Below are 26,184 nucleotides of genomic sequence, written 5' to 3' on the forward strand. Positions count from 1 at the left end.
CTTCGGGCAAAAGTAAGTTCCACTGACGCTCGGAAGGCCAGTTGCTCGGCAGTGAGGAAAGTGGGGGTGGCTGCAGTGCTCTGCATGGCGACGGTGAGCCGTCGCCATGCACTCACCTTATTTGCTGGTGCTGGCGTATTCGTACTGGTAGTAGCCGTACTCGCCGTAGGTTGAAGCCTTGCGAACCACTGCGTTGAAGATGACGCCCTTGACGATCAGGCCGTTCTGCTCGAGGCGACGCTTGGCAGCCTCGATTTCCTTCACGCCGTTCAGCGCGTAGCGGGTGACCATCAGTGTGGTACCGGCCTGGCTGCCGACCAGCGCGGCGTCGGTGACCGCCAGGATCGGCGGGGTATCGAAGATCACCAGGTCGTACATGTGGCTGATCTCTTTGACGAAGCGCGAGAAATTCTCGTGCATCAGCAGCTCCGATGGATTCGGCGGCAGCTGGCCATGGGTGATCACGTGCAGGTTGTTCAGTTGGGTCTTCTGGATGGCATCGAACAGGGTGATGCGGCCGGAGAGGATGTCCGACAGCCCCTTGTCACCGTCACAGCGCATGACCTTGTGCAGGTAACCCTTGCGCATGTCCGCATCGATCAGCAGCACGCGCTTGCCGGACTGAGCGACCACGGCGGCCAGGTTGGTGGTGACGAAGGACTTGCCCACCGCCGGGCTCGGGCCGGTGATCATCAGCACGTTGTTCTTGGCCTCGATCATCGCGAAGTGCAGGCTGGTACGCAGGCTGCGCATGGCTTCGGTGGCGAGGTCGGCCGGGTCGTTGATGGTCAGCAGGTAAGAGGCGGTGCTCTTGTCACGCTTGAAGTTGGCCAGGCGTTTTTCCAGTGCGGCCTGCTTGTCGGTGAACGGAATGGAGGCATACACCGGGGTGCCGGTACGCTCGATGTCTTCCGGGTTCTCGACACCACGCTTGAGTGCTTCACGCACATAGACGAAGGCGGTAGCGAGCAGGGCGCCGAGCAGGGTTGCGACGATCACCACCAGTGGCTTGTTCGGCTTGACCGGGCTTTCCAGGTCAGCGGCAGCATGGTCGATGATGCGCACGTTACCCACGGTACCGGCGCGAATGATGTCCAGCTCCTGGGTCTTGTTCAGCAGCATGGAGTAGGTTTCCGAAGAAACTTCCACGTCACGGGTCAGGCGCAGCAGCTCTTGTTGGGTCGACGGCAGGGTGCCGATCTGCTTCTCCAGTTCTTGCTTCTGCATCTGCAGTTGGTTGATCTGGTTCATCAGTGCCTGGAAGTTCGGGTGCTGACGGGTGAAGCGACGTTCCATCTCGGTCCGCTTGAGGTTCTGCTCGGAGATCTGCTTTTCCAGATCGACGATGCGATCCAGCACCGACTGCGTTTCGGCCGTGATGTCCACCGAGCCTGAGCCGGTCTGGTACTTGTTCAGCGCAGTCTGTGCAGCTTCCAGCTTCTTGCGCACCGCCGGCACCTGCTCGTTCAGGAACTCCAGGCTCTGCGTGGCCTCGGCGGCATTTCGCGCGACGTTCTGGTCGACATAGCGGTTGGCCACTTCTTCCAGGACACGAATGGCGTGCTCAGGGTTGGGGTCTTCGAGGGTCACGTTGACGATGCCCGACTGCTTGCCGCGTTCGGCGGCCGACAGACGCTGCTGATAGCTTTCCGTGGTGTTGTAGGTACGGTTCTTGACGACAGTGAAGGTGGTCCCCGGACGCGCATTCAGCTCGGCCACGGTGACGCGGTAGTCCTCGGTCTCGACCGGCTCGCCAACGACGCCTTGAACCACGACCTCGTCATCCTGGTCACGCAGGATGAAGCCGTTGTTCTCTGCCGCTTCGAGGGTCAGTTCCTTGCCATGGACCTTGTCCGGCACTTCAAGCTGAGTGACCTTCAGGGTTTCGCCACCCCAGGCGTAACCGCCCAGGCCGGCCGGATGCCAACCCAGCTCACCTTCTTCGCTCGGCTCGAAGCGACGCGCCATGAAGCCGCCGATGATCGGGAAGTGATGCGGGGTGATGTTGATGTCGAGATTCAGGCTGGAAACGGCACCACCAACCACCGAGCGCGATTTGAGCAGCGCGATCTCGGTTTGCGCCGGGGATACCGGCGGATTGGTATTGACCACGTCAGTCAGGCTCGGTAGCCCGTTCTTCGGCTCGATCTGGATCATCGCGCTGGCGAGATAGACCGGTGTCGCAAGCAGGGCGTAGGCGATCCCCAGGGCTGCAAAGAACCCGGTGATGCCCAGGATCAGCAGGCGGTTGTTGATGAAGGTGTCAAAGAGGTGGGCCAAGTCGATGTCCTTGTCCTCTTTGGTTTCATAGATCGGGCGGGGCATGGTTGTCATCGAAGTTCCTTCTTCATTTCAGGTAAGGAAGCCAGCTCTCGACGGATTTCGTCAGGAGATTGTGGACATGTTCAAACGCGGGTTTGGATTGGCGATACGGATCCGGGATTTCCAGCTCGTCCTGCCATTTACCGATGAGAAACGTTTTGCCATGCACTTCAGGTGCGATCTGGCGAATGTGCTGAATGTGGCTATGCTCCATCGCAAGGATCAGATCCGCCTGGTGCAGCATGTGGCTGTCGACCTGGCGCGCGCAGTGAGCTGACAGTTCCAGCCCGTTCTCCTGCAGTACTTCATGGGCGGTCTTGTCCATCGGGTTACCTACTAATGCACCAATCCCTGCCGAGCTGATCGTCAGGTCCTGGCCGCTGAGTCTGTATGCGAACAGCGCCTCGGCTGTGGGGCTTCGGCAGATGTTTCCGACACAGACGATCAAGATGTTCTTGAACATGGGATCAACCTCGTGGCTGCAACTTCGCAGCCGCCAGGGTGTGGCCCGGGGTGAACGAATGTGAGATTTTTGGGAGTGTCATTAGTTCCTTCCTGCCGCATCTTTTCTGACGCGGCTTTTCTGATCTTTTCGGCGGTGTTCAGCGCGTTTGCCGATCAGTACACGTCCTTGTTGAGCAGCAGCGCTGGTGGGGTACGCACCAGGATGTAGAGGTCGAACCACACGGACCAACGCTCGATGTAATCGAGGTCGAACTCGACGCGTTTCTCGATCTTCTCCAGCGTGTCGGTTTCACCGCGGTAGCCGTTGATCTGCGCCCAGCCGGTGATGCCTGGCTTGACGCGATGGCGTGCGGAGTACTCGGCTACGGCATCCTCGAACAGCACACCGGCCGCCTTGGTGGCCGTGGCATGGGGGCGCGGACCGACCATTGACATACTGCCGAGGAAGACGTTCAGCAGCTGAGGCAGCTCGTCGAGGCTGGTCTTGCGAATGAAGCGGCCCACACGGGTGATGCGATCATCGCCACGAGTGGTTTGCCGATCGGCATTGGCGTCCGACTTCTCGTGGTACATCGAGCGGAACTTGAAGACTTCGATCAGGCGGTTGTTGTAGCCGTAGCGCTTCTGCTTGAAGAGCACCGGACCCGGGGAGTCGAGCTTGATCGCCAGGGCGACCGCCAGCATGACCGGTGCGGCGGCGAGCAGCGCGATGCTGGAAATGACGATGTCTTCCAGGCGCTTGAACATCGGTGACCATCCGCGCAGCGGCAGATCCGACGCGATCAGGGTCGGCAGCCCGCCGACCTCGGTGATGCGCTTGTCGGCATGGCGGAAGGCGACCATGTCAGGTACCAGCAGAACATTGACCGGCAGCTTGCGCAGCTCGGCGATCACCTGGCCGATCCGGCTGTCGGCGAACCAGGGCAGGGCGACCAGCACCTGGGTGACTTTCTCTTCGCGGATCATCTGTTCGAGATCGCGCGTATTGCCCAGCAGCGGCAGGTTGGCCAGCTCCTTGGGCAGACGCTCGAGGCGATCGTCGATGAAGCCGAGTACGCCGGTGCGAATATCGCGGTGGTTCTGCAGGTATTCGGCAACGCGCACACCATTGTCGGTGCCGCCGAGGATCACGGCGTTCTGCAGGAACATGCCGCGCGCCATCAGGCGACGGAACAGCGCGAGCATCGCCAGGCGCTCGGCGCCGAACAGGACGGTGCTGGTGAGGAACCAGAACGCCAGGTGTTTGGCTTCGAGATAGCCGAACAATCCCATGCCCTGATGCATGAAGACCAGGAAGCTGAACGCTGCCGCCCAGGCGACGAACATCACGCGGAAGCGCAGCAGAGTGCTGAACACCTCTTCGCTGTAGATACCTACGGTCTGGAAAATGATGACGCTCAGTACCGCGAAGAAGCCGAGGAAGGCGCTGAACGGACCGCTGGTAGGCAGTTCCATGAAGGCCAGAAGCAGGAGCCCCGGCAGGATGGCCGTCAGGGCGTGTATCAGGCGAATGCTGGCGAGGAAGTAATCGACGAAACTCGGGTGAGCATATTCAAGGGTTCCAACTGACTGTACGCGCATACAAGGCTCCATCCTCAGCTCAAAGCTGGCTCAAATCTCGAATTAATCGCCGCGGCACGCGGGGGATTGATAGCAGGCCGCCATCGCAACCGTGATCGGGACTCCTGCTCCGACCGTGCCTCTCAGGATGAGTTCAGTACTACTCCGAGGCCTGCCAAAAAAATGATGAAAACCGCGATCTGCCTGCAAACCACTGTTTTGAAAGAGCTTTAGGCGGAACTAATGGAGACCTGGCGGGACTGGCGGGCGTGCGTGCGGTGACCGACGGTGCGATTGATCGAACTTTTGGATTAATACCGCTGCGCTTGTGTCGCACAACTTCCGACGACGGCTCCTGTCTTATGCAACGGTGCGAATAGCGAGGAATGAAGAGCCATGAGCGATGCCAAGGCGCTGCTGATACTGCATGGAAAACAGGCGCTCAATGAGGCGGTGCGCGAGGCTGTCGAACAGCAGCGTGAATTGGGATGGGAGCTGGCGGTTCGTGTGACCTGGGAGCCCGGCGACGCCCAACGGCTGGTGCATGAAGCTTTGGGGGCGGGCTACCGAATGCTGGTCGCCGGTGGTGGCGATGGCACCCTGCGTGAAGTTGCTGAAACCATGCTGGAAGTCGGGACAGATGCGTCCCTGGCACTGATGCCGTTGGGCAGCGCCAATGATTTCGCCAAGGCTGCCGGTATATCGCTCGATCCATTCGAGGCGCTGGCGCTGCTGGATGAGCCGGCAGAGGCCGTCGATACCGGCATGATGAACGGTCGGCCATTCGTCAACATGGCCACCGGTGGTTTCGGCTCGCGGGTAACTGCCAGCACATCGGAAGAGCTCAAGCGTTTTCTGGGTGGCGGCGCTTACCTGCTGACCGGGCTGACACGCTTTGCCGAGATCGATGCCGCTCGAGGGCGATTCAGTGGCCCGGACTTCGAATGGGAGGGCGACTTTCTGGCGCTAGGGATCGGCAATGGCCGCCAGGCGGGCGGCGGCCAGCTGCTCTGTCCGCAGGCGAGCATCGATGACGGTTTGCTGGATGTCTGCATCGTGCCTGCGCCTGCCGATGCCGTGGGTACGTTGGGAACGCTGCTCAGCGGCGGATTGCTCGGGGTCGAGGCGGTGTCGGTCAGCGCACGGGTGCCCTGGCTCGAGGTGGACGCGCCGACGAAAATCGATATCAATCTGGATGGCGAACCGTTCCACGGTGCTCATCTGCGTTTTGAAGTTCGTGCCGGCTCATTACGCCTGCACCTGCCACCTGGTTCTCCCTTGCTGTTGCGCAATGCAGACAAGCAATAACCCCTGCTTACATTCCGACGCTTGCGCCGCACGGCTTAAAAAACACCCCGCGTTGCATAAAGCGTTGGAGAATCCGGCCGATATGCCTTTTACCATGTTTTCCCAAGGAGCCTGGAAATGGCCGGCATTCTCGATTCAGTCGATCAACGTGCCCGTCTTGTGGGGCAGAATCGCCTGGAGATTCTCATGTTCCGGCTCGGCGGGCGGCAGAAGTTTGCCATCAACGTCTTCAAGGTGCAGGAAGTCGTCCAGCTGCCGAAGATGACCCTGATGCCGCACCGTCACAGCTCGGTCTGCGGCGTGGTCAACCTGCGAGGGCAGACGCTGCCGGTGGTCGACCTGTCACGCGCCATCGGCTTGCGACCGCTTGTGCCGGATGAGCGCAGCACCATCATCGTCACCGAGTACAACCGCACCGTGCAGGCTTTTCTGGTCGGTGGCGTCGACCGCATCGTCAACCTGAACTGGGAAGAGGTGATGCCGCCGCCAACCACGGCTGGTCGCCAGCATTACCTCACATCCATCACCAAGGTCGATAACGAGTTGGTTGAAGTGATCGACGTGGAGAAGGTGCTCGCCGAAATCGTGCCCTACGACACCAGCATTTCCGCCGAACGCCTGGCCGATCCGATGCTTGAGCGCGCCAGGGGCCGCGAAGTGCTTTGCGTGGACGATTCCACCGTCGCCCTCGCGCAGTTGCGCGAAACCCTCAGCCAGCTCGGGCTGAAGGTTCACACCGCCAGCGATGGGCTGAAGGGCCTGAACATGCTCAAGGCCTGGGCCGATGCCGGCGAGGTGCTGACCGACAAGTTGCTGATGGTTTTCACCGATGCCGAAATGCCGGAGATGGATGGCTATCGTCTGACCACGGAAATTCGCCACGACCCGCGCCTGCGTGATCTATACGTGGTGCTGCACACGTCGCTGTCGGGCAGCTTCAACCTGGCGATGGTGCAGAAAGTCGGTTGCGACAACTTCCTTTCCAAGTTTCAGCCGGAAAAGCTCGTGGACGTGATCCAGGACCGTCTGAAAATGGAAGAGCAGGGCTGATCAGCCCCGCGCTCTGTCGGCTGCTGAACAACGCAGTCGAGCCCTGATATGCTGCTGCGCTTCCCCTCAGGAGGCGCAGCATGCATCTCTCCTCGCTCTATCGCTTCCCCCTCAAGTCGGCCGCTGGCGAATCGCTGCAGCAATGCGCGAGTGACGCGCTGGGTCTGGTCGGTGATCGGCGCTGGATGGTGGTCGCTGCCGGAACCGGTCGCTTTCTTACCCAGCGTACCGTACCCAGGATGGCGCTGTTGCAGGCGCGCTGGCACGGTGAAAGCGCATTACGATTGGCCGCGCCGGGCATGCCGGAGCTGCTGGTTGCCGTGCCGGATGCCGAGGCGATGCGCTGCGTGCAGATCTGGAGTTCCAGTGCCGTGGTGCCTGATGCAGGCGAGGCCGTAGCAGCCTGGCTGACGGATTTTCTCGGTCAGCCCTGCCGCCTGGTGTATCTGCCCGAAGACGATGGTATTCAGGTCGATCTCGACTACGCACGGCTTGGCGAGCGCACGGCATTCAGCGATGGATTTCCCTTTCTGCTAATCGGCCAGGGCTCTCTGGACGACCTGGCCCGTCGGGTGGGGCGCCCGCTGGAAATGTTGCGGTTTCGCCCGAACCTGGTGATCAGCGGCGCGCAGCCTTATGCCGAGGACGGCTGGACGCGTATTCGCATCGGCCAGTTGGCGTTTCGCATCGTCAAGCCCTGTTCCCGCTGCGTCATTCCCACCCTCGACCCGTCCACCGCCGAGCGCGATCCCGATCGTGAACCGCTGAATACGCTGCTCACGTATCGCAAAGGGAAGGGCGGCGTCTTTTTCGGTCAGAACCTGATCGCCGAAGGCTCCGGTGAGCTGGAGGTGGGGATGCCGGTGGAAGTGCTGGAGTAATTCCAGCCAGGTCTGCCCGAGTGGGCAGGCCTGTTCGGTTTGCCTGAAGGCTGCATCACTGCGATTCGAAGAAGCGCTCGTGCCATTCCACCAGCGGTTGCGGCGAGTTCAGTTTCTGTCCGTAGATGACCGAGTAGGTCAGCACGTTCTGCACATATTGACGGGTTTCGTCGAACGGAATGCTCTCCACCCATACATCGAAGGACAGGTGCTCGGCGTTGCGCAGCCATTGACGTACCCGGCCGGGCCCGGCGTTGTAGGCGGCCGAGGCGAGCACGCGGTTGCCGTTGAACTGGCCGTAGATCTGGCTCAGATAGGCGGTGCCCAGCTGGATATTGGTGTTGGGGTTGAGCACCTGCTGTTGTGAGGTCAGTGGGATATTGAAACGTCTGGCGGTTTCCTTGGCCGTGGCCGGCATCAGCTGCATCAGGCCAGTGGCGCCGACATGGGAGCGGGCGTCGGCCATGAAGGCGCTTTCCTGGCGGGTGATGGCGAACGCCCAGCTGGGGTGAATCTCACGGGCTCTGGAGGACTGAATCAGCGTGCTGCGATGCGCCATGGGGAAGCGGATATCCAGGTCGTCCCAATACTGGGCCTGGCTGATGGTGCGGATCGCTGGGAAATACCATTCCTTTTCGTAGGCAAGCCGCGCCTGCGCCACCAGTTCGTCCCGGCTGAACAGACGGCTGACGTGATACCACTCGCGGCGGCCATCGACGATCTGCCCGCGGTCGTGAAATTCAAGGGCGCGACGGATGCCAGCGGTGTTGCGCACTTTCTGCACGACCTTGCTATCGAGCGCCAGTGGTTGGTGGTTGAGCTTGTACGGTGCCTGAATGCGGTCGGCAGAAAGAAAGCCGTAGAAGTCCCGCTCCCTGGCGACCGGCTGGTAAAGCTGTGCTGCTTGCTGGCTCTCGGGCTTGGCCAGTTGCAGGCTGCGCGCCTGCCAGTAGCGCCAGCGATTGGTATTGGCCAGCTCTTCGGGGAAGCGTTGAGTAAGCCGGTATGCGTCATCCCACTGACCCAGGCGCAGCAGCAGTCGGGCACGCCATTCGCTGACGGTGTTGTCACGCAGTTCGGGGTCGTATTCGGCCATCACTTTCAGGGCGCGTGCGTCGAAACGCTTGGCCAGTGTCAGACCGATCTGCCGGGCGATGGCGACCTTTTCTTCGGCTGAGAAGGCGAAGCGCCGAGCGTAGCCGTCGAGCAGGTTCAACGCTTGCTCGGGATCCTGACGGGCGAGGCGGCGCAATCCGATCGACACGACGTCGGCCATTGCCGGGCTGGTTGGCGCGAAGCGATCCGGCTGGCGAAGCATCTGCGGCTTCTGTGCGACATCGATCATCAGCTGCCCCTGGGATTGCAGGGTCGGCAGGCGTTTGACCAGATAGCTGGCCACGCCGTAATTGCCGCTCTCGACCGCCAGCTTGGTGCGTTTCCAGCGTCGTTCCTCGGTCAGCCGGCCCTTGGCTTCCCAGAGCTCGAACAGCGGATCGCAGGAATTGTGCTGCGACTTGCCGACCAGCCACAGGCGCTCGGCAGTGGCATCGGCACCTGGCAGGTCGTTGCGTAGCTGATACTGGCCGAACAGGCAGTCCAGTTCGGTGAAATTCATCTTCGGGTCGTAATAGCGGATGAAGGTTTGCCAGTCCCCGCGCGCGGCCAGAAGGCGCAGCCAGCGCAGCTTCATCCAGCTGATCTGTGGCAGGTCACCGTGCTCGGCGAGAAACTTCTCCACCTCCTGGTTACTGGCCAATTTCAGGCGATGGGTCAGGTCGTCGTACGCCAGATAAGGCTCGAGCGGGTAGTCGCGCAGGGCGTTGTAATGGCGCCGGTAGGGACCGCTGTCGCCCTTGGCCAGGGCCTGCTTGGCCTGGTCGTAATACTGGCGCTGCTGACTGAGACTGGCGGCGGACGCATCCAGGCCGAGGGTTGAAACGAACAGGCAGAAACACAAACTGGAGAGTCGGCCGCGCATGGTACATCCGTAAAACGGGGGCTTGAGATGACAGGTGATCGGCTGCGCCTGGGCACAGCCGCAATCGGCCTGTTGCAGGGGCTAGCTTAGCCTGCCGCACGGGGCAGTTAAAACGCGCATTAAGCTCCCGTAACAAACAAACGCAGACTTCCGACGAGCGTACCCGCCATGGCTCGCATGGCCCATCGGCAGCAGACGGAAGCTATAGCCCGTATGGCTGATAAAACCTCGCTCACAGCGGGTGGGCCATGGTGATCTGTTAGACTGCGCGCCCTGTTTTCCGGAGGTAGTCATGACCCTGCTCAAGTTCACCGATGTATCTCTCGCCTACGGCACCACGCCGTTGCTGGACGGCGTGTCCTGGCAAATCGCGCGAGGCGAGCGGGTCTGCATCATTGGTCGTAATGGCACCGGAAAATCCAGCATGCTGCGCCTGGTCAAAGGCGATCGGGCGGCCGATGACGGCGAAATCTGGCGTGCCCCGGGGCTGAAGATCGGCGAACTGCCGCAGGAGCTTCCGCGAGCGGATGACCGCACGGTATTCGATGTGGTCGCCGAAGGCCTGGCCGGCGTCGGCGAGCTGCTCGCCGAATACCATCACCTGAGCCAGAACATCCAGGACGAGGCCGATCTCGAGAAGCTCATGCATGTACAGCAGGCGCTCGAGGCGAAGGATGGCTGGCGCTTGCAGCAACTGGTCGACAGCACCCTGAGTCGCCTGCAGCTGCCGGCAGACCGCACCCTGGCCGAGCTCTCCGGTGGGTGGCGCCGCCGCGTGCTGCTGGCCCAGGCATTGGTGTCCGAGCCGGATCTGCTGCTGCTCGACGAGCCTACCAACCATCTGGATATCGGCGCGATTGCCTGGCTGGAAGAGGCGTTGACCGGTTTCAATGGGGCTGTGCTGTTCATCACCCACGATCGGGCATTCCTACAAAATCTGGCGACCCGCATCCTCGAACTGGACCGCGGCTATCTGATCGACTGGAACGGCGACTACGCGAGCTTCCTGGTACACAAGGAGCAGCAGCTGGCCGCCGAGGAAACGGCCAATGCACTGTTCGACAAGAAGCTGGCTCAGGAAGAAGTGTGGATTCGCCAAGGCATCAAGGCGCGGCGTACCCGTAACGAAGGCCGCGTGCGTGCGCTCAAGGCGCTGCGGGCCGAGCGCAGCGAGCGGCGCAATGTCCAGGGCAAAGCCACGTTCCAGGTGGAAACCGCGGAAAAGTCCGGCAAGCAGGTCATCGTCGCCGAGGATGTGACGTTCGCCCATGTCGGCGGCGAACCGCTGATAAAGAACTTCTCCATGGTCATCCAGCGCGGCGATCGCATTGGCTTGCTCGGTGCCAACGGTACCGGCAAGACCACCTTGCTCAAGCTGCTGCTGGGCGAGCTTCATCCGAGCAGCGGTTCCATAGCGTTCGGTACCAAGCTCGAAGTGGCGTATTTCGACCAATTGCGTCACCAGCTGGAACTGGAAAAGACCGTGGTCGACAACCTCGCCGAAGGGCGTGAGTTCATCACCATCGATGGCCAGAATCGCCATGTGTTGAGCTATCTCGGCGACTTCCTGTTCAGTCCGCAGCGGGCGCGGACACCCGTCAAGGCGCTGTCCGGAGGCGAGCGGGCACGGCTCTTGCTCGCCAAGCTGTTCAGTAAGCCGGCCAACCTGCTGGTGCTCGACGAACCGACCAACGACCTCGATGTGGAAACCCTCGAACTGCTCGAAGAGGTGTTGCTCGGTTTCCAGGGCACCGTATTGATGGTGAGCCACGACCGGGCCTTCCTCGACAACGTGGTCACCAGCACCCTGGTGTTCCAGGGTGGCGGTGAGGTGCGCGAGTACGTCGGCGGCTACCAGGACTGGTTGCGCCAGGGCGGTTCGCCGCGTTTGTTGGGTGTAGCGGAGTCCGGCGGCGAGACGAAGGAGGCCAAGAAGGTGCAGCAGGCGCCAGTCGCGCCGGCAGCTGCCGAGGTCGCGCCAGCGAAGAAGAAGCTCAGCTACAAGTTGCAGCGCGAGCTCGAGGCCTTGCCGGGCAAGATCGACGAGGCGGAACAGGCTATCGAGGCGCTCCAGACGCAGATCTCTGATCCGGCGTTCTATCAGCAGCCGGCAGACGTGACCGCTGCGGTACTGAGTCGCCTCGAAGCACTGCAGCAGGAGCTCGATGATCTGCTGGAGCGCTGGGCCGAACTGGAGGAGTAATCCCGCCAGATTGAGTGGCGGGGGAGGCGGGGTGTTGCGGGCCCGCGCCACCCAATCATTGCCCGACGATGCGGCTCCCCGTCACGGCTTAGTGAGATGGATCAATGCCCGGCGTGCTGGCGCGTAGTTAAGTATCCGCATCGGATCATGCAGTCATGATGGAGCGTTAATGGCAATCGAATACCGCATTACCCTGGATGATGAACACGACTTCAGCTACAGGATCGAGCTGGATCGTGACTACGACAGGGAGGTCGCCGCGCAGGCACCGAAATGGACCCGTTTGGAGCATCAGCGTTGTTCGAATTGCCCACTGAGCAAGGATGACTTCAGTCATTGCCCGGCGGCGGTCGACCTGCACCGGGTGATCGAGGATTTCCAGGGGCTGCCGGCAGTGAAGAAGGCTTTGGTATGGGTGCGCACCCCGGAGCGCGAGTACACCAAGCAGGTTGGTCTGGACGAGGGGCTGCGGGCACTGCTCGGGGTCATCATGGCGACCAGTGCCTGCCCGGTGCTCGGCGGACTCAAGCCCATGGCCAAGCAGCATTTGCCGTTCGCCAGCAATAACGAGTTCGTTCTGCGGGCGGTCTCGCTCTATCTGGCGCGGCAGTACTTCAACCTGCGCGAAGGGCGCCATGCGGACTGGGAACTGCGCGGACTGGTGCGTTCATTCCAGCAGCTGCAACTGGTCAATCAGGCGTTCTGGCAGCGCATTCACGACACTTGTCACGCCGACTCCAACCTCAAGGCCTTCCTGACCTTCTTTTCCATGGCATCGAGCCTGACCTATTCGCTCGAGACGCAGTTGCAGAAGATCCGCCCGTTGGTGATGAGTGCAGGCGAGGGCGTCGAAGCGGTCTGACCTCGCCAGCTTGCGCAGAGTGGCTTCACCCTGCGCGGCCGACCTGGCTTAATCGGCTTTCTTCAAACGCACGGCCAGTACATCGCACGGCGCGCCGTGGAGAATGTCGTTGGCAGTCGATCCCAGCAGCAGGGCGAGTCCGTGGCGACCATGGCTGCCGACCACGATCAGGTCGCAGCCCTGTTCCTTCGCCAGGCGGTGTACTTCCTGGCGGGGCTGGCCATAGGCGAGGTGGCGATTTTCCGGAGCCAGGCCGGGGTAGCTGTCGGCGAAACCGTTCATGCGCTCGCGTGCCTGGTCGAACTGCTGTTGTTGCAGCATGGAAAGGTCCATCGGCACGTCGCCGCCAAAGGCCATGGCCATCGGCTCGATGATGTGCACCAGGCTCAGTCTGGCATTCGAGGTACTGGCCAGCGCCTGCGCGCGAGCCACGACGGGGTGGCAGTCTTCGGTCAGGTCGATGGCGACCAGTATGTGTTGGTAGGGCATGGCGTGTTTCTCCTTGCTTGCCGGTTGCCTGAGGCAGCCGTCCCGGCGATGTTTGGGGATAACCCCTTGTTTAAGAGGTTTATACGACCTTGCTTCGGCCTTCGCCAGTGGCTTGTTGTCACCATCGATGACGGCTGAAGGACACAGGCTGCTATCATGGCCGCCCTTGTCGCTGCGACGCATAGCATGCCCGTGGCGATGCTGAATGCACCCTGTTGCCTCGCCAGCTGCCGCTGGCCGTTGTGAACGGCTGTCACCGAGAAAACGCCATGCTGATGTTCGACTCCGATTACTCGCTCGCCTGGGCTCTCTACGGGATAGCCGCGCTGGGATGCTTGCTGTTCTGGTTCCGGGTGACGCGCGGAATGTGGCGCTGGTTGCGCGAGCCATTGCGACTGATCGCGGCTGTATTGCTGTTCACGCCGACCATCGTCGACCCGGCGAAGGAACTCTTCGCGCCGGCCGTGGCCATTACCGCCATGGACCTTGTCTTCCAGGTGGGCAACAACGCCTGGCGCGCCGTGGCGGATCTGGCCATGTACGGGCTGATCGCGTTCGGGCTGTATTTGCTGCTCGTCGCCATACGCTGGCCGATCGAGCGGAAGTACCGCCGCCGCGACACCGCGGACGAAGCCGAGGACAGCCGGACGCTGCGCGAGCGCATGGAAGATGACAACGATGATGAGCTGGACTACACACCGTCACGCGGGCAGATGCGCACCGAACCCAGGTTGTAGTCGAGCGATTCACAGACACCGAGCGGAGATGACGCATGTGCGAGCTGCTGGGCATGAGCGCCAATGTTCCAACCGATATCGTTTTCAGCTTTACCGGTCTGATGCAGCGGGGCGGCAAGACCGGACCACACAAGGATGGCTGGGGCATCGCCTTCTATGAGGGGCGCGGCTTGCGGTTGTTTCAGGACCCGGTCGCCAGTTGTGAATCCGAGGTGGCGAAGATGGTGCAGCGCTACCTGATCAAGAGCGAGGTGGTGATTGGCCACATCCGCCACGCCAATGTCGGCAAGGTTTCCCTGGTCAATACCCACCCCTTTGTCCGTGAACTCTGGGGGCAGCACTGGTGCTTCGCACACAATGGGCAGCTTTCGGATTTCGAGCCAGGCAAGGGCATATATCGCCCGGTCGGCGACACTGATAGCGAGCGCGCCTTCTGCGACCTGCTGAACCGCATCCGACTGGATTTCCCTGACCGCTGCGACCCGCAGAGCCTGCTACCCGTGTTGCTCGGCGCCTGCAACGAGTATCGCCGCAAGGGCGTGTTCAATTGCTTGCTGAGTAACGGTGAATGGCTGTTCAGCTTCTGCAGCACCAAGCTTGCGGAGATCACCCGACGCGCGCCGTTCGGCCCAGCTCAGCTTAGAGATGCCGAGCTGACGGTGAACTTCCATGCCGAGACCACCCCTGACGATGTCGTCACCGTGCTGGCGACCGAACCGCTGACCAGTAACGAGCAATGGACTCTGCACGAGCCCGGTCAATGGAGCCTCTGGCAGCTGGGAGAGTGCGTCGCGAAGGGCAAGGTGGCGGCATGCTGAGAAGTTATCTGCGCCTGACCCTGTTTGCGTTCGGCTTGCTGGTGGGCGTACAGGTGCCGGGATTCATCGATGCCTATGCCCAGCACGTCGAGGCACGCCGGCTGGAGGCGCAGCAGGGGCTGCAGGGTTTCCAGGAAACCGCCCGGCGTTTCTTTCATGGCGACCTCGATGTGCTGGTGGAGCATTACCGCGCCAGTGAAGACCCGGTTTTCCAGAGCGATGCGCAAAGCGTGCGTGCGCTGGTCGAGCGTGCCCGTCTGCTCGAGCGCGAATGGCAGACCATGCAGCGGCCCTGGTATGCACGAGCATGGCACGTGGCAGTCGCTGGCGAGTCCCGCTTGCGTAGCGAAGTATGGAATGGCTACCGCTTCCAGGTACTGCTGGCGCCGGAGGCCATCGCTTGGGGCATCGGCTGCGCGCTGGCGTTGGCCTGGGTGGTGGAGGCGCTGGGCATGGCCCTGGCCAGCGTGCTGTGGCCCAGGCGCAGCTTTCGGCTGCGCCGGCGCTGAGCCGACGGGAAATTGCCATTTCCCAAGACACCTGGCCTCCATTAAGATGCGATCGATTCTTATCTTCATCGCCTCTCCTGGGAGTCCCGGTTGTCCAGCACATTTCCCGATCCAGCCTCGATGCAACAGCGGGTACATGGCCTGTACCGTGACCACCACGGCTGGCTGCAGGGCTGGCTACGCCGCCGTCTAGGCGATCATGAGCGCGCCGCCGACATCGCCCAGGACACTTTCCTGCGTCTGCTGACCAGCGGCCGCTTGCCGGGCAGCGGGGAAGGGCGCTGCTATCTGGTCCAGATTGCGCGCAACCTGGTGATCGACCAGTGGCGCCGTCAACGCATCGAGCAGGCCTACCTCGATAGCATCGCCGCGCTGCCGGAGCCGGAAACCCCGTCGCTGGAGACCCGCGCCATGATAGTCGAGACCCTCATGCAGATCGATGCGATGCTCGACAGCATGCCCGGGAAAGTGCGTGAAGCCTTCCTGCTTTCGCAGTTCGAGGGGCTGACCTACGTGCAGATCGCCGAACGCCTGCAGGTCAGCGCCAGCTCGGTGCAGAAGTATATGCTGCGCGCCATCCAGGCCTGTTATCAGGTGCTCTACGGCGAATGAACCGTTCTGCCGAAGCGCCCATAGCGCCCGCCATCGTCGAGCAGGCCAGCCACTGGCTGATGCTGCATTGGGACGGCGGACTGGACGCCGAACAGCAGTGCCGCTTCGCCGAGTGGCGCGCCGCCGATCCGGAGCACCAGCGTGCCTGGACGCGTCTGGAACGGCTGCAAGGTACCCTTGCCGGCGTGCCGGCCGATACCGCCCGTGCCGTGCTGCGGGAAATGCCCGACGCGCGCCGCCGGCAGGCCCTCAAACTGCTCGGCGTGCTGTTGGTGGCAGGTGGCAGCGGCTACCTCGCCCAGGCGCACCTGCCCTGGCTCGAAGCCATGGCCGACCTGCGCAGCGGCACCGGCGAACGTCTGCAGCGCACCCTGGCCGATGGTAGTCTGCTAAGCCTTAACAGTGGCAGCGCAGTGGATATCCGCTTCAGTACCCGCGAGCGGCGCATTCGCCTGCTGGCCGGCGAACTGCTGCTCGACAGTGGCCATGACGCGGCAGGCCGACCGTTGATCGTCGAGACCGCCGCCGGCGATATCCAGGCGCTGGGCACGCGTTTTGCGGTTCTCGAAACGGATGGCGGCAGCCGCGTCGACCTGTTCGAAGGCGAGCTGGAATTGCGCCCCCGTCATGCCGTGGCCAGCCGCTTGCAGGCCGGGCAGCGCCAATGGTTCAGCGCCGAGCGCCTCGGCGAGGTCGACCGTGCCGATACCAGGGCCGTCGCCTGGCATGAAGGTCGCCTGGTCGCCGAGCGCATGCAGCTCGGCGATTTCCTTGCCGAATTATCACGACATCGTCCTGGCATCCTGCGCTGCGACCCGAGCGTGGCTGGCCTGGAGCTGACCGGCGTATTCCCGCTGGCCGACACCGACCGTGTGTTGGCTGCGCTGCAACAGTCTCTGCCGGTTCAAGTGCATAGCCTGACCCGCTACTGGATCAGCGTGTCTGCAAAGCCGAACAAGCGCTGAAGGCTGGAAAGCTGGACGACCTGTCATGCGCTTGTCGTTCAGCCTCGAGCGCTCTTCATCGAGCGGCGCTTGGTGCAGAGGCTGTTGCGGTTCTGGCAGGCATAAAAATAATTCGCAAATCCCTTGTCGGTTTCGTCACCTTGCACGGGATACCTCTTGAACTCAACCAAGAAGCATTCTCAAGAGGATGATCCAGAATGCCGCACCTGCCTGCAACCAACCCTTTTCGATTGAATCTGGCGGTTCGCCGGGCCCTGTTTGCCGGCCTGCTGGCAGCCAGCCCATTGCTGCTCGCGACGGCCGCCCAGGCCCAGCCCGCCACCAGCCAGCAGGCTCGAATCTACGCCATTCCCGCGGGCCCCCTCGACCAGATCCTCAACCGCTTCGCCAGCGAAGCGGGCATCCTGCTCTCGGCCAATGCTCAGCTCACCGCCGGCAAGCGCAGCCAGGGACTGAATGGCAGCTACTCGGTGGATGAAGGTCTGGCGCGTCTGTTGGCCGGCACCGGCTTGCGCGCGGTTAGCACCGGCGGCAACTATGCGCTTGAGGTAGCGATGGACGGCCATGATGTCCTGGAACTGGACGCGACTACCGTAACCGGAACGCAGCTTGGCGCCACCACCGAAGGAACCGGCAGTTACACCACCGGTTCGACCAGCACGGCGACCGGCCTCAACCTGTCGATGCGCGAAACACCGCAGGCGGTCAGCGTGGTAACCCGCCAGCAGATCGAGGATCAGAATCTCACCGATATCACCCAGGTGCTCGAGCAGACGCCGGGCGTGGTCGCCAACAATATGGGCCCCGCCGGCAGTGACGCCAACCAGATCTATGTGCGCGGTCTGGAGATCGACAATATCCAGGTCGACGGCATCAGCCGCCCCAGCACCTATGGCTTCAACGACGATCTGGCCGACATGGCCATCTACGACCGCGTCGAAGTGGTGCGCGGCGCCACCGGCCTGATGTCGGGCACCGGCGACCCGAGCGCGACGGTCAACCTGATCCGCAAGAAGCCGACCCTGCAGACGCAGCGCAAGCTGACCCTGCAGGCCGGCAGCTGGGACAACTACCGCAGCGAGCTGGACGTCTCGGCAAGCTCTCGGAAAGCGGCCACGTACGCGGCCGGGTGGTCGCGGCGAAGACCGACAGCAAAAGCCATGTCGACCGCCAGGCGCTGGAAAAACAGGTGGCCTACGGCGTGCTGGAGTGGGACCTCAGCGATACCACCATGCTGACCGTCGGCGCCGAGTATCAGGACCTGGACAACGACGGCGCGGGTAACCACGGCTTCCCGATGTACAACAGCGACGGCAGCCACTTCAAACCGTCGCGCTCGTTCAACTCCGGCGCCGACTGGAGCTACCACGAGCGCGAGACGAAGACGCTGTTCGCCACGCTCGAACATGTGCTGAGCAATGGCTGGCAGCTGAAATTCAACGCCGAGCACAGCCGCCGCAGCTATGACGACGCCTTCGCCACCGCAGCCAGTGGCACGGTCAACGCCGACGGCAGCGGCATCAGCACCTGGACCGGGCGCTGGGCCGGCGAACCGCGGCAGACCTCGTTCGACCTGTCGGCCAGCGGCCCCTTCAGCCTGTTTTCCCGCGAGCACGAGCTGTACCTGGGCGCCAGCCACCACCGGGCTTACTACCGCAATGGCGGCTATCCGCTGTGGACGTTCCAGGATATCGACAACATCCATACCTGGGATGGCTCGCTGGCGGTACCTGACGCTATCCATAACAAGTTTGTGGAGGACGCACTGGATGAGACTCAGCTGGGCCTGGTGGCAGCGGCGCGCTGGAGCCTGCGCGACGATCTGGCGCTGATCACCGGGGCGCGGGTCATCGACTGGCAGCGCGACACCTCCTCGCGAATTCTGGCAAGTGGTGATGTCAGCCGCTCGAAAGAGCAGGAGAACGGCATCGTCACGCCCTATGTCGGCCTGATCTACGACATCAACGACAACTGGTCGGCCTACGCCAGCTACACCACCATCTTCAATCCGCAGGACCGCCTGCAGGCCGATGGCACGTATATCGAACCCAAGGAAGGCGAGAACTACGAGCTGGGCCTCAAGGCCGAGTTCTGGGACAAGCGCCTGACCGCCGGCCTGAGCGTGTTCGAGGTGCAACAGGACAATCTGCCGGTGGCCGACCCGGACAACCCCGGTTATTCCCTCCCCGAGTCTGGCACCAAGGCCCGTGGCTTCGAGGTGGAAATGGCCGGTGAGCTGTTGCCGGACTGGCAGGTCTCGGCCAGCTACAGCTATGCGGTGATCGAGGACTCGGACGATGAGCGCCTGCTCAGCGAAGTGCCGCGCGACACCCTCAAGCTGTTTACCAGCTATCGCCTGTCCGCGCTGCCGCAGCTGAAGGTCGGCGGCGGTGTGCGCTGGCAGGGCGAGGAGTACTACAAGGGCGCCGGGCCGAACAACGAGACCTTCCACCAGGATGACTACGCCGTGGTGGATCTGATGGCGCACTACGCGTTCACGCCGGAAACCAGCGTCTCGCTGAACCTCAACAACGCCCTTGACGAGCACTATTACACAGCGATCGGTTCGCGCGGCTGGTATGGCAATCCGCGCAACGTCACAGCCACGCTGGTGCACGCGTTCTAGCAAACAGGGCGGGAGGCCCGCGCCGCAACGCAAGTATTCGAAGGCGGCGCGATTTTCATATTGTCATCACCTCCGAGTTGGTTGGGCATTGGCTCCCCAGCGCTGTCGAACCGGCTTGGCTTGGTGATCATGGATGGTTATCCAACGCTCAGACAGAGGTCGAGCCCACGCATGTCGTTTTCCCTTCTCGCCGGCCGGCGTCGCTGGTTGTTCGCTGCACTGCTCCTGATGGCGTTATTTCTGGCTGGCTGGCTCAGCGACGAACCGGCCACGGCCTATGAAACCAGCGTGGTCGGCCGCGGCGACGTCGAGGCCCAGGTGGTCGCCATCGCCACCTTGCAGCCGCGTCATTCGGTGGACGTCGGCGCCCAGGTGTCCGGGCAGATCATGCGCCTGCACGTGGAGCCGGGCGACCGCGTCGAAAAGGGCCAGCTGCTTGCCGAAATCGACGCCAGCCTGCACGAAGCCACGGTGGAGGCCGATCGCGCTGCGCTGGACGGCCTGCGCGCGCAACTGGCCGAGCAGCAGGCGCAGCTCGACCTGGCGCGCCAGCAACATCGTCGCCAGCAGCGCCTGTTGGCCGACGAGGCGACCCGCGAGGAAGACGTGCAGATCGCCGTGGCCACCCTGCGCTCGGCCGAGGCACGCCTGCAACAGCTGCGTGCGCAGATTGCCGAAGCCCAGGCACGGCTGCGTGGCAACGAGGCGCAGCTCAGCTACACGCGCCTCTTCGCACCGATCGCCGGCTCGGTGCTGGGCGTCGACGTGAAGCAGGGCCAGACTCTCAACGCCACCTACCAGACGCCGACAGTGATGCGTATCGCCGACTTGTCCAGCATGACCGGCTGGACGCGCGTTTCCGAGGCCGATATCCGCCGGATCAAGGCGGACCTGCCGCTGTATTTCACCACCCTGGGCGGCGACGAGCGCCGCTGGCACAGCCGCGTGCGCCAGGTACTGCCGGCCCCGGTGGGCGAGGGCGACTCGAACGGCAGCGCCAGCAGCGAGACGGAGAAGGTGGTGCAGTACACCGTGCTGTTCGAGGTGGATAACGACGACGGCGAGCTGATGCCGCAGATGACCGCCCAGGTGGTGTTCGTCACCGCCTCGGCCAAGGGCGTGCTCACTGCGCCGCTGGATGCCTTGCAGGGCAAACCGGGCAGCTATCAGGTGCGCATTCTCGGCGACGACGGGCAGCCCGAACTGCGTGCGGTGAAAGTCGGCGCGCGGGATCGCCAGGTGGCGGAAATTCTCGAAGGCCTGCACGAGGGCGAACGCCTGGTGACCGGCGAAGCGCAGGCCGAGGCCGGCATGCCGAGGTTCCAGTGGTAGCGCCGCTGATCGAGCTGCAGGGCATCCGTCGCACCTACGGCGGCGACGACGGCGCACCGGCGGTAGACGTGCTGCGTGGCATCGACCTGTCGATCCAGGCGGGCGAATTCGTCGCTATCGTCGGCGCCTCCGGTTCCGGCAAATCGACCCTGATGAACATCCTCGGCTGCCTGGATCGTCCCAGCGCCGGCAGCTACCGCTTCGCCGGAGAGGACGTGGCCGCCTTCGATGCCGACCAGCTGGCCTGGCTGCGCCGCGAGGCCTTCGGTTTCGTCTTCCAGGGCTACCACCTGATCGCCACCGAGTCGGCGCGCGAGAACGTCGAGGTGCCGGCCATCTATGCCGGCATGCCGAGCGAGCAGCGCCGCGAGCGCGCTTCGGCCTTGCTGCGGCGCATGGGCCTGGAGGAGCGCCTGGAACATCGCCCCAACCAGCTCTCCGGCGGTCAGCAACAACGTGTGTCGATTGCCCGGGCGCTGATGAACGGCGGGCGTATCATCCTTGCGGACGAACCCACCGGCGCGCTGGACAGCCGTAGCGGCAAGGAGGTCATGGCGCTGCTGCACGAGCTGGCCGATGCCGGCCACACCATCATCCTCATCACCCACGACCGCGACGTCGCCGCCCAGGCGCGGCGGGTGATCGAGATCCGTGACGGTGAAGTGATCGGCGACAGCGGTGCCACCGCCCCGTCCAATGCGCTGCCCGCGCCGGACATGCGCCAGGCCGGACGTGACGGCGGCGCGTCCTTTCTCGGCGAGCTGGGCGAGATGCTGCGCGGCGCCTGGCGCGTGCTGCTGATCCATCGTTTTCGCACGGCGCTGACCCTGCTCGGCATCGTCATCGGCGTGGCCTCGGTGATCGTCATGCTCGCCGTCGGCGAAGGCGCACGGCAGAAGGTGGTCGCCGAAATGGGCGTGATGGGCGCCAACATGATGTACATCGGCAGCGATGTGCCACGCACTGGCGGCCCTGTCGGCGTGCTGACGCTGGACGACTTCGCGGCCATCGGCGAGCTGCGCGAGGTGGCACGGGTGATGCCGATCCTGCGCGACCCGGCGCTGATTCGCCATGGCCAGCAGGCGCTGCAGACCGAGGTGCTCGGCGTGGGCGAAGAGCTGCCGCAGATCCACCATTGGCCCGTGGCGCGCGGACGCTTCTTCAGCGCCGCGGAGAACCGCGAGATCGCCCCGGTGGCGGTGCTCGGCCATGAGGTATACACCAGCGTTTTCCCGGATGGCGGTGATCCGCTGGGCAGCATCATCCTGATTGACAGTTCGCCCTTCGAGGTGATCGGGGTGATGAGCGAAAAGGGCAGCGAGGCCGGTGGCAACTACCCGGACGAGCAGGTGCTGGTGCCGCACAGCACGGGTGTGGTGCGGGTGTTCCCCAAGCTGCGCGACGAGAGCTACGTGGCGATCGAGGTGAAGCGCAGCGAGCTGGTGTTACAGGCGCAACGCGCGGTGGAAGAACTCATGCTGCAGCGCCACGGTCGCGAGGATTTTCGCGTGTACAACTCCGCCGCCAAGCTGCAGGCGGAGGCCAAGACGCGGCAGAGCATGACGTTGATGCTCGGCCTGATTGCCGCCGTGTCGCTGCTGGTCGGCGGCATCGGCGTGATGAACGTGATGCTGATGACCGTGCGCGAACGCACCCGCGAGATCGGCATCCGCATGGCGACCGGCGCGCGCCAGCGCGACATCATGCGCCAGTTCCTCACCGAATCGGTGCTGGTCACCCTGGTCGGCGGCAGCGTCGGCGTGGTCAGCGGGTTGCTGTTCGGCGCTTTGCTGATCCTCTGGGAGGTGCCGCTGGTGTTCTCGCTGTCGGCGATGCTGCTGGCCTTCGCCTGCGCGGTGGGCACCGGCCTGGTGTTCGGCTACCTGCCGGCCAGGACTGCGGTGCGGCTCGACCCGGTGGTGGCTCTGGCCGTGCAATGACAGGACTTTCCATGACCCGATACCTTCTGCCGACGTTGTGCGGCGCGTTGCTGCTGGTCGGTTGCAGCCATACCGCCGAAACGCCGGCCAACCTGCCTGCCGCCCCAGGCGAATGGCGCCATGCCCGGGACAATGGAAAAACGCCAACCGATACCTGGTGGCGCGGCTTCGCCAGCGGCGAGCTGGACGCCCTGGTTGAGCAGGCCTTGAACGACAACCAGGACCTGGCCGCCGCCGCTGCGCGCCTGCGCCAGGCCGAAGCCAGCGCCCGTGCCGCCGGTGCAGCGCTGCTGCCACGCCTGGATGGCAACCTCGGCGCCAGCCGCGAAGGCCGCCTGGGTGGCAATGGCGAAAATGCCGGCAATCGCTATGGCGGCGGCCTCGTCGCCCGCTACGAAGTGGACCTGTGGGGCCGCCTGGCCGCCGATCGTGATGTCGCCCGCGCCGAACTGGCCGCCAGTCGCTTCGACCGCGAGGCCCTGCGTCTGAGCCTGACCGCCAGCCTGGTCGATACCTGGCTGCGTCAGGCCGCCCTGGCCGAGCGCCTGCGCCTGGCCGAACTCAACCTGAACAATGCCGAACGGGTACTGGCTACCGTGCAGGCGCGTCAGGCGGCGGGCGCCGCCACGCCGTTGGAACTGGCCCAGCAACGTGGCCTGCTGGCCGAGCAGCGGCGTAGCCGCGAAGCCCTGCGCCAGCAGGCTGACGATGTGCGCAGCGAGCTGGCTGTATTGCTGGGGCAGGGCGAGCCGGCGACGGTCTCCTCGGCCTCACTCGGGGCGCTGCAAGCACCCTCGTTTATCTCCGGACTGCCCAGCGACCTGCTGCTGCGCCGTCCGGATCTGGCCAGCGCCGAGGCGCAACTGCGCGCTGCCGATGCCGACCTGCGTGCGGCGCGTGCCGCCCTGTTGCCGCGCCTGGACCTGTCCGCTGGCGCCAGCGGCGCGGCCGGCAGCCTGAGCCGCGTTCTCGCCGATCCGCTGTATTCGCTGACTGCCGCGCTGGCCGCGCCGATCTTCGACGGCGGCGCCCTGGCCGCCACACGCGAGCGCAGCGCGGCCCGCCGTGAGGAGCTGCTGGCCAGCTACCGCCAACGCATCATCGAAGCCTTCGCCGATGTGCAGGTGGCGCTGAATGCCGGCACTGGCGTGGAAGCTCAATGGCAGGCCCAGCAAGAGGTCCAGGCCCAGGCCGAGCGCGCCCTGCAACTGGCCGAACGGCGCTACCAGGCTGGCGCCGAGGATCTGCTCAACCTGCTCGATGCCCAGCGCACCCTGTACGAGGCCGAAGACCGGAGCGCCCAGCTACGCCTGGCTCGCCTACAGAGCCGCGTGGCGCTGGCCAGGGCGCTCGGTGGTGGCTGGCGCAAGGTAGACGCCCGCTGAAATCCCTTGTTTGCGGTCACAGGTCCTGATGGTCGATCTCGACGGTGTAGCCGGGGCCGGCGTCGAAGAGGATGTAGAAGGGCGCGTCGGGCCGCTCGAAGGTGAAGGATGCCTGTTCGTCCAGCTTGCCGGCCACCAGGGTGCGTTGGTCGTAGCCGATCACGTCGAGCGTCACCCCGATGGCGGGCACGCCGCCGCTGAAGCCGCCGACGCAGCGAATATTGCGTTCGTCGACGGCCTTGCACTGGCAGAAAGGCGCCTGGTGCGCCGCGGCGGTCTGGACGACGCCGGCGAGCAGCAAGGCGCCCAGGGTGAATTCGATCCGGCGAATGAGCATCAGCGGTTGCCTCGTTGTTCGAGCCAGGCCCGGGTATCGGGCGAGGCTTGGGCCAGTGGAATGGAAGCCTGGTGGACGCTGCCGTCCCAGCCTTCGACGGTCAGCCAGAGTTCGCTGTCCGGCGAGGCGCGCGGCGGCACCACCACTTCGCCCTCCAGCGCGTAGGGGTTGCCCATCAGCAGGGCGCCAGCGGCCCGCAGGCTTTGCGGCTCGCCGATGCGCAGGTAGGCCGCCTTGATCTGTGGCAGGCAGGTTTCGCAGAAGGCGACCACGAACGGTTTGTGGAAGCCGTAGATGCCCTCGTCGTGAGGGCCGCCCAGTTCGTGTTCGGCCAGCCGCGCGCTCCAGGGGCCGACCTGGATTTCGCCGATCTCGCGCTCGCCCAGACCCATCAGGCCGCGAAACTTGGCCTGGTTCTGGAAGTATTGCGACATGAGCGCCAGCGGCACGATCAGCAGCAGCACGTTGAGGTGGAAGCGCCAGCGCAGCCAGGCCGCACGCAGCCTACCGGGGGCGGTGGAAGCAGAGCTCATGGGGTGTTCTCCACGGCGGTTTCGAGGTGTGTGCCGCGCGTTGCGCGGGATGGGCGACGCAGTCGCTGAGCGGTGGCCTTGACCGTGCGCTTGCTCCAGATCAGCAGGCCACTCAGAACCATGAAGGTCAGCAGCAGGCCGAACAGGAACCACACCAGCTTCAGCCAGAGTCCGCCGAAGTCACCGAAATGCAGCGGGTACATGGATTCGGTGACGAAGGACAGGGCAGGGCGGTCGTCGAGCAGGTTGGTGCCGACGATGCTGCCGTCGTAGGGGTTGATGGATAGCGACTGATTCATCAGCGGATACCAGCCACGCCCGCCGATGGTGACCGGTCCATAGGCGCTTTCCGGCAGGCGGATGAAGCTGGGCTCGAAGCCCGGCACCCGCGCCTGGGCGATCCGCGTGATTTCGTCGAGCCCCAGGGTCGGCGGCGCCTGGCCGGCGGTAGTTGTCACCGCGTCACGCTGGATCACCGCGGGTGGGCGGCTCTCGACGTAGGGAATGTCGAAGTCCGAGAGGATCGCCTGCAGCAGGAACCAGGTACCGGTGATCGAGATGATGGCGATGAACCAGATCGACCAGATGCCCGATAGCCGGTGGAAGTCGCCCCAGAACACCCGCGCGCCCTGGTTCAGGCGCAGCCGCGGCTTGAAGAAAGCGCGCCAGAAGCGCTTGTAGACCACCAGGCCGGTGATCAGCGAGGCCAGCATCAGCGGGCCGAGGCTGCATACCAGATACCAGCCCCAGCTGTAGCCGTCGGTCCAGGGCGCCAGCCACCAGCCGTGCAGGGCGCGGGTGAACTGGCGAAAATCGAACAGCGGGCTGGTGCCCTGGACGGCGCCGGAATAGGGGTTTACGTAGAGGGTCGCGGTAGTGGCGTCGGGGTAGGCGACTTGCGCCAGCAGCGCGAAGTGATCCTCCTGCGGGCGCGACAGGCCGAGCACGGCGAGCCTCGGCTCCTGCGTCTGCACGGCCTGCAGGATCTGGCCGTAATCGAGCCGCTCGGCGTCGGCCGAGGGCTTGCTGGCGCGCACGTCCGGGTTGGCCAGCCAGACGATCTCCTGGCTGACCGTGGCGAGGGTGCCGGTCACGCAGATGATCAGCAGAAAGAACCAGATCGGCAGGGCCAGCCAGCTGTGAACGAGAAACCAGAGTCTGGAGCGGGACTTCTTGGACATGAGGGCAAGGTCTATGGCTGAGGGCGGTGGATTCGGTAACGGTGATGCTGCGCAGGCACGTCAATGTGCTGGGCTCGGTTAGGACAAGCCG

21 protein-coding genes and 1 pseudogene are annotated in these 26,184 nt (G+C 63.8%); 14 read left to right on the forward strand and 8 right to left on the reverse strand.

All coding sequences use genetic code 11. The features are described 5' to 3' along the window. Nucleotides 1-117: 117 nt before the first annotated feature. The 3 genes from P5704_022870 to P5704_022880 all read right to left on the reverse strand — a co-directional run bounded on the left by P5704_022870 (nucleotide 118) and on the right by P5704_022880 (nucleotide 4,368). Nucleotides 118-2,334: a polysaccharide biosynthesis tyrosine autokinase gene (locus P5704_022870; protein ID WOF78801.1), complete on the reverse strand. Its 2,217-nt coding sequence runs from the start codon at nucleotides 2,332-2,334 to the stop codon at nucleotides 118-120. Between the two features lie 13 nt (nucleotides 2,335-2,347). Then, the gene (locus tag P5704_022875) at nucleotides 2,348-2,785 is read right to left on the reverse strand and encodes a low molecular weight protein-tyrosine-phosphatase (GenBank protein WOF78802.1); all 438 of its coding nucleotides are present in this window, start codon (nucleotides 2,783-2,785) and stop codon (nucleotides 2,348-2,350) included. A 155-nt stretch (nucleotides 2,786-2,940) separates the two neighbouring features. After that, nucleotides 2,941-4,368: an undecaprenyl-phosphate glucose phosphotransferase gene (locus P5704_022880; protein ID WOF78803.1), complete on the reverse strand. Its 1,428-nt coding sequence runs from the start codon at nucleotides 4,366-4,368 to the stop codon at nucleotides 2,941-2,943. 375 nt (nucleotides 4,369-4,743) lie between these two features. Here P5704_022880 and yegS point away from each other — a divergent pair, with 375 nt between their 5' ends. The 3 genes from yegS (at nucleotide 4,744) to P5704_022895 (ending at nucleotide 7,586) form a co-directional block, all read left to right on the forward strand. Next, nucleotides 4,744-5,655, forward strand: coding sequence for a lipid kinase YegS (gene yegS / locus P5704_022885; GenBank protein WOF78804.1), 912 nt, complete (start codon nucleotides 4,744-4,746; stop codon nucleotides 5,653-5,655). A gap of 117 nt (nucleotides 5,656-5,772) precedes the next feature. Then, the gene (locus P5704_022890; protein ID WOF78805.1) at nucleotides 5,773-6,705 is read left to right on the forward strand and encodes a chemotaxis protein CheV; all 933 of its coding nucleotides are present in this window, start codon (nucleotides 5,773-5,775) and stop codon (nucleotides 6,703-6,705) included. Between the two features lie 80 nt (nucleotides 6,706-6,785). Further along, complete coding sequence (locus P5704_022895; GenBank protein ID WOF78806.1) at nucleotides 6,786-7,586, forward strand: MOSC domain-containing protein; 801 nt, start codon at nucleotides 6,786-6,788, stop codon at nucleotides 7,584-7,586. Between the two features lie 55 nt (nucleotides 7,587-7,641). On the opposite strand, the gene P5704_022900 is transcribed toward P5704_022895, so the two are convergent. Next, the gene (locus P5704_022900) at nucleotides 7,642-9,564 is read right to left on the reverse strand and encodes a transglycosylase SLT domain-containing protein (protein ID WOF78807.1); all 1,923 of its coding nucleotides are present in this window, start codon (nucleotides 9,562-9,564) and stop codon (nucleotides 7,642-7,644) included. Nucleotides 9,565-9,856: 292 nt separating this feature from the next. Here P5704_022900 and P5704_022905 point away from each other — a divergent pair, with 292 nt between their 5' ends. Both P5704_022905 and P5704_022910 read left to right on the forward strand, forming a co-directional pair. Then, nucleotides 9,857-11,767, forward strand: a complete 1,911-nt coding sequence (locus P5704_022905) for an ATP-binding cassette domain-containing protein (protein ID WOF78808.1) — start codon at nucleotides 9,857-9,859, stop codon at nucleotides 11,765-11,767. A 169-nt stretch (nucleotides 11,768-11,936) separates the two neighbouring features. After that, nucleotides 11,937-12,629 (forward strand): hypothetical protein, encoded by a 693-nt coding sequence (locus P5704_022910; GenBank protein WOF78809.1) that lies wholly within the window; start codon nucleotides 11,937-11,939, stop codon nucleotides 12,627-12,629. 48 nt (nucleotides 12,630-12,677) lie between these two features. On the opposite strand, the gene P5704_022915 is transcribed toward P5704_022910, so the two are convergent. Continuing rightward, complete coding sequence (locus P5704_022915; GenBank protein ID WOF78810.1) at nucleotides 12,678-13,118, reverse strand: universal stress protein; 441 nt, start codon at nucleotides 13,116-13,118, stop codon at nucleotides 12,678-12,680. 269 nt (nucleotides 13,119-13,387) lie between these two features. Here P5704_022915 and P5704_022920 point away from each other — a divergent pair, with 269 nt between their 5' ends. The 9 genes and pseudogenes from P5704_022920 (at nucleotide 13,388) to P5704_022960 (ending at nucleotide 24,042) form a co-directional block, all read left to right on the forward strand. Next, complete coding sequence (locus P5704_022920; protein WOF78811.1) at nucleotides 13,388-13,855, forward strand: MFS transporter; 468 nt, start codon at nucleotides 13,388-13,390, stop codon at nucleotides 13,853-13,855. A 35-nt stretch (nucleotides 13,856-13,890) separates the two neighbouring features. Beyond that, nucleotides 13,891-14,673 (forward strand): class II glutamine amidotransferase, encoded by a 783-nt coding sequence (locus tag P5704_022925; GenBank protein ID WOF78812.1) that lies wholly within the window; start codon nucleotides 13,891-13,893, stop codon nucleotides 14,671-14,673. Further along, nucleotides 14,667-15,182, forward strand: a complete 516-nt coding sequence (locus P5704_022930) for a DUF2937 family protein (protein ID WOF78813.1) — start codon at nucleotides 14,667-14,669, stop codon at nucleotides 15,180-15,182. The genes P5704_022925 and P5704_022930 overlap by 7 nt, the downstream gene beginning before the upstream one ends. Before the next feature lie 120 nt (nucleotides 15,183-15,302). Further along, on the forward strand, nucleotides 15,303-15,794 hold the full coding sequence (locus P5704_022935; GenBank protein ID WOF81314.1) for a sigma-70 family RNA polymerase sigma factor: 492 nt from the start codon (nucleotides 15,303-15,305) through the stop codon (nucleotides 15,792-15,794). Continuing rightward, nucleotides 15,791-16,759, forward strand: a complete 969-nt coding sequence (locus P5704_022940; protein ID WOF78814.1) for a FecR domain-containing protein — start codon at nucleotides 15,791-15,793, stop codon at nucleotides 16,757-16,759. Before P5704_022935 ends, P5704_022940 begins: the two co-directional genes overlap by 4 nt. A gap of 197 nt (nucleotides 16,760-16,956) precedes the next feature. After that, nucleotides 16,957-19,385 (forward strand): annotated as a pseudogene (locus P5704_022945) (TonB-dependent siderophore receptor). A 171-nt stretch (nucleotides 19,386-19,556) separates the two neighbouring features. Then, the gene (locus P5704_022950) at nucleotides 19,557-20,717 is read left to right on the forward strand and encodes an efflux RND transporter periplasmic adaptor subunit (GenBank protein WOF78815.1); all 1,161 of its coding nucleotides are present in this window, start codon (nucleotides 19,557-19,559) and stop codon (nucleotides 20,715-20,717) included. After that, complete coding sequence (locus P5704_022955) at nucleotides 20,711-22,657, forward strand: MacB family efflux pump subunit (protein ID WOF78816.1); 1,947 nt, start codon at nucleotides 20,711-20,713, stop codon at nucleotides 22,655-22,657. Before P5704_022950 ends, P5704_022955 begins: the two co-directional genes overlap by 7 nt. An 11-nt stretch (nucleotides 22,658-22,668) precedes the next feature. After that, entirely contained in the window at nucleotides 22,669-24,042 is a 1,374-nt protein-coding gene (locus P5704_022960; GenBank protein WOF78817.1) for an efflux transporter outer membrane subunit, read from the forward strand. Nucleotides 24,043-24,058: 16 nt separating this feature from the next. Here the strand turns inward: P5704_022960 and P5704_022965 are convergent, their stop codons facing one another. From P5704_022965 to P5704_022975, 3 genes are read right to left on the reverse strand one after another with little or no spacing between them, the layout of a single operon-like run. Continuing rightward, a complete protein-coding gene (locus tag P5704_022965) occupies nucleotides 24,059-24,379 on the reverse strand; it encodes a hypothetical protein (GenBank protein WOF78818.1) in 321 nt (106 codons plus the stop codon). Further along, the gene (locus P5704_022970) at nucleotides 24,379-24,912 is read right to left on the reverse strand and encodes a thiamine pyrophosphate-binding protein (GenBank protein WOF78819.1); all 534 of its coding nucleotides are present in this window, start codon (nucleotides 24,910-24,912) and stop codon (nucleotides 24,379-24,381) included. The genes P5704_022965 and P5704_022970 overlap by 1 nt, the downstream gene beginning before the upstream one ends. After that, nucleotides 24,909-26,093 (reverse strand): PepSY domain-containing protein, encoded by a 1,185-nt coding sequence (locus P5704_022975; GenBank protein WOF78820.1) that lies wholly within the window; start codon nucleotides 26,091-26,093, stop codon nucleotides 24,909-24,911. Before P5704_022975 ends, P5704_022970 begins: the two co-directional genes overlap by 4 nt. Between the last annotated feature and the right edge of the window lie 91 nt (nucleotides 26,094-26,184).

This window comes from Pseudomonas sp. FeN3W (genome assembly GCA_030263805.2).
Classification (GTDB): domain Bacteria; phylum Pseudomonadota; class Gammaproteobacteria; order Pseudomonadales; family Pseudomonadaceae; genus Stutzerimonas; species Stutzerimonas stutzeri_G.

Bases quoted from the DNA above. Each gene is read 5' to 3' on its own strand.
- P5704_022870 (WOF78801.1), bottom strand. From the start codon at position 2,334: ATGACAACCATGCCCCGCCCGATCTATGAAACCAAAGAGGACAAGGAC.
- P5704_022875 (WOF78802.1), bottom strand. From the start codon at position 2,785: ATGTTCAAGAACATCTTGATCGTCTGTGTCGGAAACATCTGCCGAAGC.
- P5704_022880 (WOF78803.1), bottom strand. From the start codon at position 4,368: ATGCGCGTACAGTCAGTTGGAACCCTTGAATATGCTCACCCGAGTTTC.
- yegS (WOF78804.1), top strand. From the start codon at position 4,744: ATGAGCGATGCCAAGGCGCTGCTGATACTGCATGGAAAACAGGCGCTC.
- P5704_022890 (WOF78805.1), top strand. From the start codon at position 5,773: ATGGCCGGCATTCTCGATTCAGTCGATCAACGTGCCCGTCTTGTGGGG.
- P5704_022895 (WOF78806.1), top strand. From the start codon at position 6,786: ATGCATCTCTCCTCGCTCTATCGCTTCCCCCTCAAGTCGGCCGCTGGC.
- P5704_022900 (WOF78807.1), bottom strand. From the start codon at position 9,564: ATGCGCGGCCGACTCTCCAGTTTGTGTTTCTGCCTGTTCGTTTCAACC.
- P5704_022905 (WOF78808.1), top strand. From the start codon at position 9,857: ATGACCCTGCTCAAGTTCACCGATGTATCTCTCGCCTACGGCACCACG.
- P5704_022910 (WOF78809.1), top strand. From the start codon at position 11,937: ATGGCAATCGAATACCGCATTACCCTGGATGATGAACACGACTTCAGC.
- P5704_022915 (WOF78810.1), bottom strand. From the start codon at position 13,118: ATGCCCTACCAACACATACTGGTCGCCATCGACCTGACCGAAGACTGC.
- P5704_022920 (WOF78811.1), top strand. From the start codon at position 13,388: ATGCTGATGTTCGACTCCGATTACTCGCTCGCCTGGGCTCTCTACGGG.
- P5704_022925 (WOF78812.1), top strand. From the start codon at position 13,891: ATGTGCGAGCTGCTGGGCATGAGCGCCAATGTTCCAACCGATATCGTT.
- P5704_022930 (WOF78813.1), top strand. From the start codon at position 14,667: ATGCTGAGAAGTTATCTGCGCCTGACCCTGTTTGCGTTCGGCTTGCTG.
- P5704_022935 (WOF81314.1), top strand. From the start codon at position 15,303: ATGCAACAGCGGGTACATGGCCTGTACCGTGACCACCACGGCTGGCTG.
- P5704_022940 (WOF78814.1), top strand. From the start codon at position 15,791: ATGAACCGTTCTGCCGAAGCGCCCATAGCGCCCGCCATCGTCGAGCAG.
- P5704_022950 (WOF78815.1), top strand. From the start codon at position 19,557: ATGTCGTTTTCCCTTCTCGCCGGCCGGCGTCGCTGGTTGTTCGCTGCA.
- P5704_022960 (WOF78817.1), top strand. From the start codon at position 22,669: ATGACCCGATACCTTCTGCCGACGTTGTGCGGCGCGTTGCTGCTGGTC.
- P5704_022965 (WOF78818.1), bottom strand. From the start codon at position 24,379: ATGCTCATTCGCCGGATCGAATTCACCCTGGGCGCCTTGCTGCTCGCC.
- P5704_022970 (WOF78819.1), bottom strand. From the start codon at position 24,912: ATGAGCTCTGCTTCCACCGCCCCCGGTAGGCTGCGTGCGGCCTGGCTG.
- P5704_022975 (WOF78820.1), bottom strand. From the start codon at position 26,093: ATGTCCAAGAAGTCCCGCTCCAGACTCTGGTTTCTCGTTCACAGCTGG.